The organism is Shewanella kaireitica (genome assembly GCF_023284045.1).
Classification (GTDB): domain Bacteria; phylum Pseudomonadota; class Gammaproteobacteria; order Enterobacterales; family Shewanellaceae; genus Shewanella; species Shewanella kaireitica.
In genome coordinates, this window is record NZ_JAKIKQ010000003.1 from 441,441 (window position 1) to 456,400 (window position 14,960).

Below are 14,960 nucleotides of genomic sequence, written 5' to 3' on the forward strand. Positions count from 1 at the left end.
TTTCCTAGAAATTGAGCAAAAGTATCTGCGTCCTAACTCGATTTAATAATTTATTTAAAGAAAAGAATAGCTAAGAGCCGCTGGCTCAAAACAAATGATTAAGGGTCTTAAATATAATGAATCCTACTACAACCAATGAAATGCTATCTCCGTGGCCTTGGCTGGTCACCGACACCAACATCAGCTTTGATGTTGCCGTGATGGAGCAGCAGCTAAAAGACTTCAGCCGTGGCTGCTATGTGGTAAACCATAATGAAAAGGGCGTTGGCATCGCGCAAAGCGCAGAGCTTGTCGCAGAGCAAGCCGCTAACAGCAATAGTCTACCTGTTGCTGCTTTCACACCCGCGCTAGGTACCGAAAGTCTGGGCGATAGCAATTTCCGCCGCGTTCACGGGGTAAAATACGCTTACTACGCAGGCGCTATGGCAAATGGTATCTCTTCTGAAGAGTTAGTGATTGCGCTCGGCCAGGCTGGTATTTTGTGCTCATTTGGCGCAGCAGGACTTATCCCAAGCCGCGTAGAAAAGGCAATTAACCGTATTCAAGCCGCGCTGCCAAACGGTCCGTACATGTTTAACCTTATCCATAGTCCAAGCGAGCCAGCGTTAGAGCGCGGCAGTGTCGAGCTATTTCTGAAGCATAAGGTTCGCACCGTAGAAGCATCAGCATTTTTAGGCTTAACGCCGCAAATTGTTTATTACCGTGCCGCAGGTTTGAGCCGTGATGCTCAAGGTAATATCGTTGTCGCTAACAAGGTTATTGCTAAAGTGAGCCGCACCGAAGTCGCTGAAAAATTCATGATGCCAGCGCCAGCAAAGATGCTGCAAAAGCTTGTAGATGAAGGCTCTATCACGCCAGAACAAATGGAACTGGCGCAGCTAGTTCCTATGGCGGACGATATCACTGCAGAAGCAGATTCAGGCGGCCATACCGACAATCGTCCGTTAGTGACACTTTTGCCAACCATCTTGGCATTAAAAGAAGAGATCCAAACTAAATATCAATACCCAACACCTATTCGTGTTGGTTGTGGTGGCGGTGTCGGAACGCCTGATGCGGCGCTAGCAACCTTTAATATGGGCGCAGCCTATATCGTAACGGGTTCTGTCAACCAGGCTTGTGTTGAAGCGGGTGCGAGTGAACACACTCGTAAACTACTATCGACCACTGAGATGGCCGATGTGACCATGGCTCCTGCTGCAGATATGTTCGAAATGGGCGTGAAGCTGCAAGTGGTTAAACGTGGCACCTTGTTCCCAATGCGCGCCAACAAACTGTACGAGCTCTACACTCGTTATGACTCAATAGAAGCGATTCCAGCTGATGAGCGTGAAAAACTTGAAAAACAAGTCTTCCGTTCGACCCTTGATGATATTTGGGCTGGAACCGTGGCGCACTTTAATGAGCGCGATCCTAAGCAAATTGAACGTGCGGCAGATAACCCTAAGCGTAAAATGGCACTGATTTTCCGCTGGTATCTAGGGCTTTCTAGCCGCTGGTCAAACTCCGGGGAAACAGGCCGTGAAATGGATTACCAAATTTGGGCAGGTCCTGCTTTAGGCGCCTTTAACCAGTGGGCGAAAGGCAGTTACTTAGATAACTATCAAGAGCGTAACGCCGTCGATGTGGCTAAGCATCTTATGTATGGCGCAGCGTACCTTAATCGCGTAAATAGTTTAACCTCACAAGGTGTGAAGTTACCCACTCAGCTACTTCGTTGGAAGCCAAGCCAGAGAATGGCTTAAGCTTATCTTAGCAGCAATCCAAAAGCCAACGCTTACTAGCGTTGGCTTTGTCTTTTGAGCCATTTGCCAGTATCTCATATTCATCAAGCATTACGCCTAGTAACAGACATAAATCACGCTCCATCAGCTCCATATAAACCTTAATTTAGTTTACATACCTGTATTTATATATTTTAACTCTGCGGTTAGTGCTAACTTACAGCGCTAAGTAGCAGAAAAAGTAAGAGAACTATGTTTACATTGGAAGTAACAGCACAGCTAAAACTGGCTTTAGTGGAGCACTCATTCAGTTCAAAATATTACGCTATCGTCACTGAAGAGCGTGATTATTTATCTCGGTGGCTCGCTTGGCCCCCTCATGCTAATAGTGAGACGTTCTTTACCCAATTCATTACCAAAGTACTGCATGAGTATGCCGACAATAAATCATTAGTTTGTGCCATGATTTTTAATGGTGAACTAGTGGGAAATGTTAGTCTAAATACAATCAACCACTCACAGAAAAAAGCGGAAATAGGCTATTGGTTAAGTAGTCACCAGCAAGGAAAAGGGATTGTGACTCAAGCAGTCAATAGGTTAATTGAATTGGCATTTACAGATTTACGCTTAGAACGCGTTGAGATAATGGCCGCAACAGAGAATATCGCCAGTCGTAGTGTTGCCGAACGCTTGGGCTTCAAGCTTGAGCGGATAATCACCAAAGCAGATAACTTGAATGGCAGACTATACGACCATGCCGTATATGGCCTCGAACGCAAAGCTAGCAAGCCTAAAAACAACTTACTTTACTGAGCTAGCAGCAAGACTCCAAACCAAGTGATATACAGGCTCATAAGAAAAACCACCAAGCATCACTCACTATAATTTATGGGTTCAGGTGGCTTTTTCAGGTCATAAAGCCTAAGACACCTATAAAACATAGCGTCCCAACTTTTTTGTATTATCCTGAAAAAAATCCTACTTCGTTCTCCCATAAAGTAAGCAGAGTCCCTCTCTTTTTAGCATAGAGCTAACTATTCACTTTTAGCTGTGGTCAACGTCGTTCTGAACAAACCTAACCTATTTTCTTTGGAACATTTATATCCTAAAAAGCAGTGTTAACTATGCCATTGCTCCGTTTCTGCACCCCGTCCTTTAAATCGTTCTAAATTAGCCATATCAAAAATGAAGTGCTGTTAGCTGAATTAACGCTACTTCCAAAAATTATATAGTTCGGCTGTGCCGCTATAAAGAACGACTATTTAAAGGTCACACTATGTCTATCATTACAACTTTATCGGGTCGAAAGGCCCTGCCTTTAATGGCATTACTCTCCATTGCAGCGACCACCGCGGGTTGCAGTAGCTCAATAGCACTTGATGCTGAGCAAAAAGAGAACCTGAGAGTATCAATTAATACTACGACTAAAGCTACTATTAACCAGTTTATAGAGCAAAATCCTGAACTAGAATCCGAGATAAATGAAGCTTATGGCTATATGGTTGCTGACATACACAGTACTAAAATACCGCTGCTTGGAAAGGCGACTGGCATAGGTGCGATCTACGATAATGAAGCTGAAAGTGTTACATATATAAACCTACGTCGGGAAGATATCGGCATTGGTCTTGGGCACTCTGAGTACAAAATTGTGTCGATCTTTGAAGATGAGTCAAGTCTGGAAGTATTTCGTAAAGGGATAAATAGCGCCACAGTTTCTACTCAATGGAATTTTACCGATGGCGACCTTTCTTCCTATAACGTTAATGCTAATGGCGAGTCTGTATCAACTTACACACTTAATAGAAAAGGCGGACAAGCGTCGCTTACTGCAAGCTTTGTTGATATAGAGAAAAACCTAACATTAACAGATACAGGGCTTTCCAATACCTCAGTTTCAATGAAAGAAAGCTCGACAAATAGTGTGACCCCAGTAAAACATTGGGATAGAGCGCTTCCATTTTTTGGACAAAGAGTTATTGAGCTTGGGCACGACCTTCCATTGCCAATTGGACTGAGTTTTATCTATGCGAGTACTAAGCAAAATATGGAGTTATACGACCTCTCTGTCATCAATAAAGAGGGTGAGTATGTGCCAATTGAGTTTGTAGAGTTTGAAAATAACAATAATGAGTCCATTACCCCTCAGATAAAACTAGATGCTTGGCTATTTCCTTTTATGAATGTGTTTGCTTCCGTAGGGCGTATTGAAGGTGAAGCTAATGTAAACTTCGGCCTTGATGGTAACAAACTACTCAATCAATTAGGTATCGATTGCTCCAATGCTAGAGGTACTGATCGCTCTCGCTGCAATAGATATCAAGGGGTAGAATCCGAGATATTTGATGTCAACGTCAACATGTCAGGTATGAGCTACACCTTGGGAACTGTGCTTGCTGCTGGTTGGGACAGCTACTTTATATCTGTTCCTGTGTCATTTACAAAAGTGAAAATGGATGATCGCAGTATTGATGGCAATGTTGTCACTGTATCACCTAGAATAGGCAAAGTATTTTCATACTCTGCGGGTAATAGCTTAGCTGTATATGTTGGGGTAAGTTACATGGATAATGAAGTACGTATAACAGGTAGCCAACCCATTCCAGGAACAGATGATAGAATTGATTATCAGATTTCACAGCGTAGTGATGATATTTGGGAGCCACTCATCGGTGCAAATTTAAACTTCAATCAGAGGTGGTCAGCATTTTTCGAGTGGACTGGCACCTATGATGGTAGACAGCAATTTACAGGTGGTATTAGCAGACGTTTTTAGGTGAAGTAAGTCATCAGCGTTTAGGCTAAAAGGCTAAGCGACCACTCTTGAGCACAGCTCATACCTCCTACTTTTTCTAGGTATAGTAGGGGGAGGGGGCCAATCAAGCTTACCTTCTACCTACTTGGTTATTTAGCCAGTCACTCCTCCCCTATTTATGATAGTTAGCTGTATTCACTATGCTAAAAAGCGTAAGTTAACTCTATCGCAGGCCCTTGAATGGCATAGCGAATATTCCAATCATTTTCACTATTATCGATGTCTACCTTAAGTTTGTAGTATTTATAACTTAAATAAGTGGAAAAACTATCGGTGAAATTGTAAATAAATCCAGCATTTAGATCTACCAAGCCCCCTCTTGCATCGTTGATTTCAATTAAAAAGTACTGTGCAAAAGTCTTAAACCTCCACCCACTCCCTAGCTTATATTTAAAGGATAAGCCTAGATCAGGTAATGGAGCTGTCACACTGTTCATAAGATAACCATGGGCTGTTCAAGGCTTGTCTTACACGTCCTGTCGATACATGCTTTGACATCCCCATCGAGTTTAAATTTAAGTTGGGTTATGTGCAGACCAAAAGTTGCACCTAACTGCCACGTATCGCCCCTTTAAAAGTTATAGCTGTAACCGATACGGGAGATATCAATATCCAAGCTAGTTTCTACTCGGCTCCCCAATCTGACTAACTGGTAACCAGAACCAAAATCGAATATAAATGGCTGCCTTACCTTATCTCTCGTGCCATTTCGATGTAGGCTTCGCCAGTCTAAAAAATAGCATGCCGTGGATTAAACCATTACTGGAGCTCGATATATGGCAGCACTGAATTTTCACTCAATTCAAGATTTCGCTCAAAATCTAAGTCGAATGTGGAGTCATTTTCAGTGGAGTGAACTTGAAAGCCCGAATCGGTAGAGGGGTAGAAATCACCCAGTGAAATTTAAAACCCTGACTGTTCACTGTAAGCAGGTAGAGTGACGATTGATAAAAAGATGACAATGAACACTCTCATTTCAACTTCCTTGTGAGCTAAGGATTGTATGTTTATGACTGAGCCAAATCCACATTTAGAGAAGCTAATAATAGTGTTGGAAATAATTGAAGGCAGCCTAATAACCCTATTGCAGGGTTATTCGCTGTTTTATACGTTCCGGTGGAAAATTAATAGTCCTTGTTTGTTATATTTACATTCTGAATATGCTAGTTAGCTCCTTACTCGACTTTTTTCAGTGCAACATAATTTAGGTTAATCATTGACTAGCTCCAATATTTTCTCATCTGATAAGACTAAGTATCTGCTTTCCAACTGCTTGATGAGTTCCTTTAAAGCATCATCGTGTGTTGCCTCTACCAATAGTTTATAAATGCTGATTATCTTTTCAATAATTATCAGCTGCTCCATACGGTTGGGCTGAAACCTTGAAACTGGAGTAACACCAAAGTTAGTCACTTGATTCAGGCTCGCCTTTAGCTGACTAAAATCCACAAGTACCGAATCAGGTAGATCCGCGTAGGGGGATATTTCGGATATCACAGTGATAACTCTTTCTAGGCGGCTACTGAAACTGCCATCGCTACATAGTATCTGTAACGCACCTTTAAAAACTTCGCGAGCTTTGGGGTATTGCATATCTGTTTCTCAATTGTTTGATTTGGATAAATTTGAAGTTACTTTTTCTTTGCAGTTACTTTTAGTATGAGACTGTCGAACTCTGGTGGGCGCTTTAGCCAAAGATCACCTTCGATCATTTTTAAATGGCCATAATTGAATAGCTTTTTCATATGCTCAGGGTTGAACTGTTCTTGAGACTTATTGATGTCAGTGAAATCATTTCCTATGTGCGCAAAATTAAATTCGATATTAGCCTGGTTGGCTTGACCAAAAATTCGCATCACGTCACTGCGGCCTTGGTATTTGATAATAGTATTTAAAGAGCGAGATGACACTTCGACTAAGGAAGGAGTGACCTCCTGCCACTGAGGGAGAAACTCACCGTTACGGATCACATACAGACTTCTCTCTTGAGCCAGCACCCCCTCTTTGAATGAGTGCGCTGATAGGGTGTCAGGTAAGAAAAAGACTTGCCTAGCAACTCCTCCATCAACATGAAGCTCCTGATAAGTTTCATTCCCATATTCCATATCGATCTGCACTGCGGGCATTGCGCCAGGTATGGCTGTAGAAGCAAGAATGATATCTTCAAACAGCTTTTCAGACTGCGGTGTATTCTGAGCCGCTATCGCACCCATATTCCAGATAGATAAACGTTGGCTTTCAAGGTGAGTAGTGCCAATTAACAGTAAACGACTATGATGAAACCCTTCTGCTACCTTACTTAGCAATTGAGGGGTAATTGTTTCTCTGACTAAGGTTTCATAGGGACTGATGTTTAATATCGCCATGCTACGTAGTGAAGTAAGTAAACCCTTGGCTTTAAATAGGTCTTCATAACCATAATTAGTATAAAAATCAACAACATGCTCATCATAGTCCGAGCCAATAAAAGCGAAGATTGCTAAAATTGCACCCGTGCTAACACCAGTTACCATATCGAATTCTGGTCGAGTCCCAGTCTTCGTCCAGGCGGTTAATATACCAGCCCCAAAAGCACCATTAGCTCCACCGCCTGAAAGCGCCAAAACCTGCAATTTGGTAGGTTTCTCATGTCTTGCAAGGTAGTTATCTTGCAACGTTTCTAAATAGTCATAACTAAATTCAGCTTGGTTACCCCAAGAGCGAATATTACTGACTCCCATGGGCTTTAACTCATAGGCCAGTGATTCTGGGGCACTATTATGGTCGGGGACAGTATTGCAACCAGCTAAAAAAAGGGATAAGGCAGCAGTTAATAAAATTGATTTCATTTCAACACCTAGTGTTCGAGTAAGCAGACTAACTGCTAAAGTAATAATGTAATGTCGATATACCAATGAGATTGGTGTAGCGCTTTGTGTTTAAACAAAAACAATCGTAATGACGACTGCTCGATTTTGTTTAGTTTAAGGAATCTGGCTAGATATATTAGTAATTGGACAGTTCATGTCAGTTTGAGAGTCATTACAGATAGGTAGCCTCCATAATTCTTAAGTATCTAAACTAAACTTTGGCTTTGGCTTTGGCTTTGGCTTTGGCTTTGGGAGCCTACATCTGCCACTTTAACCCCGTCCAATTAAGCCTGTGATAAGTTTTTCTCTGCTTTTTAGCTGTACTCGTTTTTGTTGTATCAAGAGTAGAAAGCAGTTTTCTCATATCGAACCATTCTTGGCTGCCCCATAAGTATGAGTCAGCTTTTAATTGATTAAAAGTGTCCAATAAAGCAGTCGATACCTCCTCACTTTGATAAAAATATCCAACTTCATTGTTAAATAACCTTGAGCGATAATCTAGATTACTGGTGCCAACAAAACCAACATTATCAACTATCACAGCTTTTGCGTGCAATTTTCCATAGTGCTTGTCTCCACCTAATGTCGCGCTGTCTATTTTGCCAAGTTGATAAAACCTAACTCTTGGGTTTATGCTGTATTTTTGTATCACATCGGCAAGTTCAAACTCATCACTTAACTCTCTCCCTTGCCAATCTTCGATCATTTCTGGTGGTAAAAGTGCTCTGGGCACTGAATCTATATCGATGATTGATTGTGCAAAAAAGTTATCACTGGTTAGCACTGAATTTGAGATAACTTCTATTGTCCGTTCAGGATCTTCACTCAACCATTTATCAATGGCCAGTCGCCCATCAAAATACTCCTCACTGCTCGATGAGTTAAACTCGGCTAGAAAAGCATAAGGCGAAATAACCTTGATATGCTTAGCCCCCGGGTTTTCAATTGTGATCTCTTCTAGCATTGACACTATCGAATTAGGATTTTGATTGAGGATCTCTTGACGACGATATACTACCCCATTAGCAAGTAAGTTATTAAGTTCATGAGCTAGCTTTACCTCAGCAGCAAAAAATCCTTGCTCAAGCTGATTTTCAATATCAGTATACTGCTGATTAAATAGGTTCATGGCTTTTAACTGCAATAAAGAGTCTTGGGCTTTAAGTTTTTGACTATCTCTAGGTAACCATTGCTGTAGTTGTTTATTCCCATCGTGAAGAAACAGTAAATTGTAATATTTTTCAGCTAGATGACTAACAGATGTCACCTCATTGGAAGATGACTTTAGTAACACTTCCAAATCTTTAAATGTATTAGAGTTTGCAGTTCCATCTTCATTAAGCCCATAATAATCAAGTGAGATATTTCGCCCCCCCGTCATCACCCAACTTAGATTCGGAAATTGGCCATCAACTATTAATAACTTGTCATGTGAACGTCTATTTTTACGAACAAAAAGTTTAGATAATGAGTTAATAATAACCACCTGTACTCGGGCTCTTTTATTGGTTAGGTTTCCTTGTTCATCTTGCATGAAACCAGCTTCAGCTGAGCAGGCTATTAATCCTTTAAGTTCTTTATGTGTCCTATTAAACGATCCCACTGAATCGACCATTAAGCGGACATCAACACCACGCTTTACGGCATTACACATCGCACCTAGCATGGCATAGCCGACTAGGTCATCTTTAAATATGTAATATGTTGCATCTATAGTATGTTGAGCATTTTCTATAATCCAAATCTTAGTTGCTAACGATCGAACGGCATCGTCTTCAGAAGGGCCAAATACTTTTATTTGTGCGGCCTGAATAGGTATATCGGCATCTATGCCATTCTGAATCACTTTTCTTTCCAACTTGCTCATGCGCTGCCAAGTGCGCTCTTTGTATAGCTGATTGATATTGCCTGATTTATCAGCTTCAACTGTAGGGCAATCTAACGCAGTATCATCACAGGGACTTTCACTCACAGTCGCCGAACAGGCTGAACACAATCCCAATAAAATAAAAATGAATAAGTGCTTCATTGTAAGCTGTCCTCCATACCGTACATCTCAGTTCTTAGCATCGAATAACAGCAAGTATATACAGTACTAATTGCCTAACAATTTGTTGGAAAGAAGCTATCAATATCCACTCCCATATAGTAGCTATCACTCCTTTTATACTGACTAAATTAGAATTTTTTGCAGGCTATTTTTTTAATATGCTTAAACTTCAGTTCACAAGCTTTAATTTCCTAAGTGCTCAGGTAGTGAATAAAGTCGCATGTCATGCAATAATCTATTTGTGGCTGTGCTTAAGTGAATGTCGAAAGGAGATAAGATGCAAAATGACCAAGAATCAGTAGCATTTGGACGGGTTGGGGTTTTTTGGCTTTTCCTTAAAGCCATGGATGACTATTATGGAAATTGCATTGATAAAGTAAATTTGCCTCAGAGTTTACTAAACGACCATATGCGCTTAATGCCTTTAACTGAAATGACTCGGTACTTTGGTATCATTGAAGAGCAGATTAATGATGAGTTATTTATCGCTAAAGGTTGCTCAAAAATACAACTGAACAATTTCTCTCCTTTATGTTCAGTTGTCTGCTCCTCACCAGTGCTGTTTGTTGCACTAATTAGGTTTAACACCTTATTTAAATCATTACAGTCCGGCACGAAAGTCACCACTGTACGTAGCGGAAATATTGTTAAATGGAGCTATCAGACCAAGCTCGCAGTCTCACAAGAGCGGTTAAATGACGGTATAGTAGCTGCTTGGGTATTTGTGCACCTTTTAAGAGAGTATATGAGCAAAGATTACTCGCCTATAACAATACACCTCCCAGGGTCTCGTATTGGAAAGGTTGGCGAACTAGAGCGTATTTTTGGCTGTGATATTTTATGGAACCAAGCAAAAACAGAAGTATGGTTTCCGGCAAGTGCATTAGAGAAGTACAGTACCGCCAACAATGCATATAAAGGTAAGATTCGAATCGATAAAGTTGACGTACTTAACTATATTGACATACCTGATAAAAATGATTTTTCTCGCTGTGTTTATGAGCTCATTAACTATTCAAGAGCATTTGGTTACCCAAAGCTAGAGTTCATCGCAGACCTGCTAATGATGTCTCCCTTAGCGCTACAAAGGCGCTTGCAAAAACACCAGTATAGCTTCAGTGAGTTAGTAAAATTCCAACTGCTATATAACCTTGCCCCCCAAATGCTAGTAAAGGGGGTTCTAATTGAACAAGTCGGAATTGAATTAGGTTTTAACAATCCACAGAGTTTTACTAAAGCATTTAAAAAGGCACATAATTTAACACCCAAGCAATACTTAGAGGATGTTAATGAATTTAACGGAATGACTATTTTTAGCATTTAAATATTCCCCCCTTTCAAACTGATGAGGATGGATTATTTAAAATAAAATAAACACTAGGGCATTGATTAGTGTTGAACAAAATCAGTGTAAGTAAACAAAACGAAATGCTGCCGTCGTCTCCTGAAATGAATAATTTGAATTATAATCTTTTGCAATGCTAACGAAGATATCCCAATGAGGCGTTAGCAAGTACTCCATTTGAAAACCGACCCCATGCAAATTTGCATTACCTACCTCATTTATTTTATGGCTATTTATAGCACCTAAATTTGAGACTATAGAGTGTTCTCTCATAATAAACTTGCTATACCCTCGTAAACTTAGGCTAAAACTCGATGAAATAAATTGTTTATATCCATACTCGATCGTCAGGGAAGAGCTGTGCTTCAGTGAAGCTGCCTGCATGTGATAAATGTCACCATAGCTAGCCTGCTCATTAAACCATTCATAACTTCCAGCTAGCATTACACCAGATGAGCCATTACCGTCAGCTAGTAGCATTGCATAATGAGATGTGTAGCTATCAAACATCATATCATCATTCCTTATCGCAATGTATTCGCTACCAACTCCTGCAAGGAGCACATCTCCGCTAAACGAGTTGCCCCACTCAAGCCCAATGATCAACTTTGTTGCTTTAGTTTCACTGAGGCTAATGACCTTATCTATATATTCATGACATACTTTAAATTTACTATTACAATTAGAGTAATTGGTAGGAGGATCAAAATAACCACCAACAATAATATTTGAACCTTCAGTTATTTCATCAATTTCAAACTGGTACTCCAACCCCTCCAGTTCTATATCTGAAAATAAATTTTCAGCATAGGTAGATGTTGCAAAAAAAAGAAAAAACAACAGGGGGGATATCCCCCCCATACCAATAGGACTTATCATGTGCCCCCCTTTCTATTTAGCCAATATCAATAAAGCAAACAATATATATAACTCTAGCGATTGTATAAATTGAATGGACAGCTTCTATCAATATTTGCACAATTTAATACATAATAAATCCACTATTTCATGATTCCTATTAGCCCCTCTCTTTAATAGTTGTCATAGATTAAAAGAAGGTGAACAGGTTAATAACCATTGCATTAATGATATCAATAAAAAAACCACACACTAAAGGCACTATGATAAATGCTCTATGTGCGGCACCGTACTGTTGTGTTACTGCGGTCATATTAACAATCGCAGTCGCTGTTGAACCCAATGTCACGCCACCAAAACCTGAACAGATAACAGCCGCCTCATAATCTTTACCCATTAATCTAAATACAACAAAAAGAGTAAATACTACAGACAGTGCAACTTGCAGAATCATCACCACCGATATATAAGCCAAGCTTCCTTCAAGTTCCCATATTTTAAGGCTCATTAACGCCATAGTTAGAAACATTCCTAAGCAAATATCCTGAATCAGTGACAAGCCACTTTTTGCTTCTTCCATATAGCTAAGATCTGCCTTTTTCCTTCTTGATAAAATAGCTTTCCCACTATTACCTATGAGAATTCCGGCTAATAAGCACGAGACAAACATAGGAAGTTTCATTCCAGCTTCAGCTAATGACATATCGATGAAGTAGCCCAGCACAAGAGAAATATTAAGCCATAGCCAAGCCCTTAATACTCCAAAGTAGTTAAGCTGAAGCTGACCTGCGACGGCACCATGGCTAGCCCCAATATCCAACTCTTGCTCTTCATTAGATTTCAAAGCATGACGCTTCATTAGATACGCTGCGATAGGCCCTCCTATCACACATGCTGCGATTAATCCGATTGTATTTGAAGCTATACCTAACTCGCTGGCATTTAAAATTCCTAACTCCTCAACAAATGTAGGCGTCCAGGCCATTGCAGTTCCAACACCACCAATCAGTGATATAGAACCCGACATAAGCCCAGCTTTTGGATCGAGTCCAAATAAACTAGCGATACTTACACCCATGAAGTTTTGTAAGAAGATAAACACAGTGGATAAGCTAACTAAAATAAGCAGCGGTTTACCACCCCGGATTAAAGTAATAAAGTCTGCTTTTAAACCTATACCAGCAAAGAAGTACAATAATAAAATATCTTTAACATCAAGATTAAACATTATTTGAATATCGAAGAGGTAATACAAAACGCCGACTATTGCTGCAACTGAAAATCCCCCAACAACAGGCTCTGGTATCGAGTACTTTCTCAACAGTTCAAAACGGGTAGTGTAGAACTTACCAATAAAAAGGGCGATTATTGCTAAGGTAAAAGAAACAAAATCTTTCACCTCAATTAATTGAACATCCATCATAACTCCAAAGGGAAAGGTGACCATTTATTTGTTGCTATAAAAAATTTAATAACCCAACACCAAAAATTGAGTGTTAGATTATTTACACAGTCTGTATAACTACATTGAATAAAAGAAAAATATCTGTGCCTTCATACGAATTATCACGCCTCTTATAACATCTAAAAAGTTTAGAAATGTAATAGGCTTCTCTGCAGCAACCCAAGCTAAGCCTGCTGCACCTACAGGTAGATCTCTCCCCTGTATTTCATCAATTTTTAAGCGTACAAAGTGATGTTTATTTGTCATGTTCTTAATCGTTGTCTGTCGCACTCCATCCTCTTTAGCAATAAGCGAGCCCTGAGCTTCCCCCGTTGCTTCAATTATGCCTTCTACAACAGCATTAAATACTTTCCCGGGATAAACGGCACTAGCAAACTCAGCACTTTGTCCAACTTTTACATTTCTAATTGCCTGATGATTAACTCTCATTAGTACATACTTCTCATCGGTATACATATGCAGCCGAGGTGCGGCGCCTACGTACTGTCCTTCTCGTAAAATAAAGTTTGTCACATAGCCATTTGCTGGTGCATAAACCTTAGTATTTTCAAGGTTCCATTTTGCTTGTGCTAGCACCTCTTTTGCGCGAGCTAATTCCGCAAGCTGCTTCTCAACTTTCAGCTCGGACTTATCAATTTCAAGTTCAGCCTGAACCTGAGAGGCCATATTTTTCCGTGACTCACTATTGAGTCTTTCCACTTGAGAAATAGCCTTTGTAATTATATTTACCTGTTCATCTAGCAGGCTTCTTGTCACTGTATCCGGCACTTTAGCGTTTTGCTTCTTATAGCGCTCTAATGTCTTCTCTTTCCATGCAAGATCATCGACAGCAGCGACATATTCAGATTGAATAATTCGCATGTCGAGCTTAACCAACGCTAATCTTTCATTCGTTACCAATAATTCTCTTTGTGAAGTTGAAATCTCAACTTTTTGAGTATTCACATCAATTTGTGCTTGATTAACCGATATTTGATAGGGTTTATCATCAAGTTCATATATTAATTGCCCTTTTTTAACCCTTTCATTAGGCTTTACGAATAATGATTTTATATTCCCTTTAATCTGCGTAGATGCAGGTCTTAATTGTATATGCGGTGATTGCACAAGGGAGCCGCCAGACATATCCATAGGGGTATAGTTAAGTAAACCAACCCAAACAAAAAGCAACCATAGGGTTCCACCTGCATAAGAAAATGACTTTGTGAACTTATTCCAAGGCATTCCTACCAATCGCAATATATAAATAAGTAGTGCCCAAACTGCTAAACCTTCAATCATAACCTTCCCCTTTAGCTATTGTCGGCTTGATTTTCAAACCAGATATCCCTGACTTTACGCAAGGCTTGTTCGCCATCAACAAATGCTATAATTACCGCCAAGATCCATACCCAGTGCCAAACAAAGCCGATCCAGGTGAGCACAGTTATCAAACCAATTTGCTGGTGTTCACTACGGTGCGCTTTATCAATGGGAATTTCATGAACCTTCCAAAAACCTATGGCTAACATGGCAATAACCCCAACCATAACGACAGTCGCAGCTATATGTAGCCCTGTGTCTACCCCCGTTTCAACAAATGGCATACTCACTAAACTCATATACATTACCTCGATGAAAATTAATGTAGATAGTTTGTAGGCTGCACTACAATTAAGATAGTGAATGGAGGCTTAGTGACTTTAAGACTGGGTTCTTTGATAGAATCGCTCTGTTACTAAGTGACGACTTAGCAACAAAACAACTCAGAAAATAACACTATGATCAGTGTTTTGATTAATCGGAGCAGATTTCATACTTTGCTCAATGGAATATAGTCATCTAATACGATTTCCATTACTTAATATATCCCTC

The 14,960-nt window shown here is 40.1% G+C and carries 12 protein-coding genes; 4 read left to right on the top strand and 8 right to left on the bottom strand.

Annotation, left to right across the window (positions count from 1 at the left end):
- Window positions 1-116: 116 nt before the first annotated feature.
- From pfaD to L2730_RS06795, 3 genes are all read left to right on the top strand, one after another.
- The gene (gene pfaD, locus L2730_RS06785; RefSeq protein ID WP_248973893.1) at window positions 117-1,745 is read left to right on the top strand and encodes an eicosapentaenoate synthase subunit PfaD; all 1,629 of its coding nucleotides are present in this window, start codon (window positions 117-119) and stop codon (window positions 1,743-1,745) included.
- Between the two features lie 231 nt (window positions 1,746-1,976).
- On the top strand, window positions 1,977-2,537 hold the full coding sequence (locus tag L2730_RS06790) for a GNAT family N-acetyltransferase (protein WP_248973894.1): 561 nt from the start codon (window positions 1,977-1,979) through the stop codon (window positions 2,535-2,537).
- Between the two features lie 463 nt (window positions 2,538-3,000).
- A complete protein-coding gene (locus L2730_RS06795; protein WP_248973895.1) occupies window positions 3,001-4,500 on the top strand; it encodes a lipid-binding SYLF domain-containing protein in 1,500 nt (499 codons plus the stop codon).
- Between the two features lie 182 nt (window positions 4,501-4,682).
- Here L2730_RS06795 and L2730_RS06800 read toward each other — a convergent pair whose 3' ends face one another.
- The 4 genes from L2730_RS06800 to L2730_RS06815 form a co-directional block, all read right to left on the bottom strand.
- A complete protein-coding gene (locus L2730_RS06800; RefSeq protein ID WP_248973896.1) occupies window positions 4,683-4,976 on the bottom strand; it encodes a hypothetical protein in 294 nt (97 codons plus the stop codon).
- 772 nt (window positions 4,977-5,748) lie between these two features.
- A complete protein-coding gene (locus L2730_RS06805; protein WP_248973897.1) occupies window positions 5,749-6,132 on the bottom strand; it encodes a hypothetical protein in 384 nt (127 codons plus the stop codon).
- A gap of 38 nt (window positions 6,133-6,170) precedes the next feature.
- Window positions 6,171-7,367 carry a patatin-like phospholipase family protein gene (locus L2730_RS06810; RefSeq protein WP_248973898.1) on the bottom strand — a complete coding sequence of 399 codons (1,197 nt, stop codon included), beginning with the start codon at window positions 7,365-7,367 and terminating at the stop codon, window positions 6,171-6,173.
- Between the two features lie 277 nt (window positions 7,368-7,644).
- Window positions 7,645-9,417, bottom strand: a complete 1,773-nt coding sequence (locus L2730_RS06815) for a phospholipase D-like domain-containing protein (RefSeq protein WP_248973899.1) — start codon at window positions 9,415-9,417, stop codon at window positions 7,645-7,647.
- Between the two features lie 298 nt (window positions 9,418-9,715).
- On the opposite strand from L2730_RS06815, the gene L2730_RS06820 reads away from it, so the two are divergent.
- Window positions 9,716-10,762, top strand: a complete 1,047-nt coding sequence (locus L2730_RS06820) for an AraC family transcriptional regulator (RefSeq protein WP_248973900.1) — start codon at window positions 9,716-9,718, stop codon at window positions 10,760-10,762.
- Between the two features lie 81 nt (window positions 10,763-10,843).
- Here L2730_RS06820 and L2730_RS06825 read toward each other — a convergent pair whose 3' ends face one another.
- The 4 genes from L2730_RS06825 to L2730_RS06840 all read right to left on the bottom strand — a co-directional run bounded on the left by L2730_RS06825 (window position 10,844) and on the right by L2730_RS06840 (window position 14,707).
- Entirely contained in the window at window positions 10,844-11,662 is an 819-nt protein-coding gene (locus tag L2730_RS06825) for a hypothetical protein (RefSeq protein ID WP_248973901.1), read from the bottom strand.
- Window positions 11,663-11,831: 169 nt separating this feature from the next.
- Window positions 11,832-13,064, bottom strand: coding sequence for a sodium/glutamate symporter (gene gltS / locus L2730_RS06830; RefSeq protein ID WP_428848438.1), 1,233 nt, complete (start codon window positions 13,062-13,064; stop codon window positions 11,832-11,834).
- A 99-nt stretch (window positions 13,065-13,163) separates the two neighbouring features.
- Window positions 13,164-14,387 (bottom strand): HlyD family secretion protein, encoded by a 1,224-nt coding sequence (locus tag L2730_RS06835; protein ID WP_248973902.1) that lies wholly within the window; start codon window positions 14,385-14,387, stop codon window positions 13,164-13,166.
- A gap of 11 nt (window positions 14,388-14,398) precedes the next feature.
- Window positions 14,399-14,707, bottom strand: a complete 309-nt coding sequence (locus tag L2730_RS06840; protein WP_248973903.1) for an MFS transporter — start codon at window positions 14,705-14,707, stop codon at window positions 14,399-14,401.
- Window positions 14,708-14,960: the final 253 nt, after the last annotated feature.

Bases quoted from the DNA above. Each gene is read 5' to 3' on its own strand.
- pfaD (WP_248973893.1), top strand. From the start codon at position 117: ATGAATCCTACTACAACCAATGAAATGCTATCTCCGTGGCCTTGGCTG.
- L2730_RS06790 (WP_248973894.1), top strand. From the start codon at position 1,977: ATGTTTACATTGGAAGTAACAGCACAGCTAAAACTGGCTTTAGTGGAG.
- L2730_RS06795 (WP_248973895.1), top strand. From the start codon at position 3,001: ATGTCTATCATTACAACTTTATCGGGTCGAAAGGCCCTGCCTTTAATG.
- L2730_RS06800 (WP_248973896.1), bottom strand. From the start codon at position 4,976: ATGAACAGTGTGACAGCTCCATTACCTGATCTAGGCTTATCCTTTAAA.
- L2730_RS06805 (WP_248973897.1), bottom strand. From the start codon at position 6,132: ATGCAATACCCCAAAGCTCGCGAAGTTTTTAAAGGTGCGTTACAGATA.
- L2730_RS06810 (WP_248973898.1), bottom strand. From the start codon at position 7,367: ATGAAATCAATTTTATTAACTGCTGCCTTATCCCTTTTTTTAGCTGGT.
- L2730_RS06815 (WP_248973899.1), bottom strand. From the start codon at position 9,417: ATGAAGCACTTATTCATTTTTATTTTATTGGGATTGTGTTCAGCCTGT.
- L2730_RS06820 (WP_248973900.1), top strand. From the start codon at position 9,716: ATGCAAAATGACCAAGAATCAGTAGCATTTGGACGGGTTGGGGTTTTT.
- L2730_RS06825 (WP_248973901.1), bottom strand. From the start codon at position 11,662: ATGATAAGTCCTATTGGTATGGGGGGGATATCCCCCCTGTTGTTTTTT.
- gltS (WP_428848438.1), bottom strand. From the start codon at position 13,064: ATGATGGATGTTCAATTAATTGAGGTGAAAGATTTTGTTTCTTTTACC.
- L2730_RS06835 (WP_248973902.1), bottom strand. From the start codon at position 14,387: ATGATTGAAGGTTTAGCAGTTTGGGCACTACTTATTTATATATTGCGA.
- L2730_RS06840 (WP_248973903.1), bottom strand. From the start codon at position 14,707: ATGAGTTTAGTGAGTATGCCATTTGTTGAAACGGGGGTAGACACAGGG.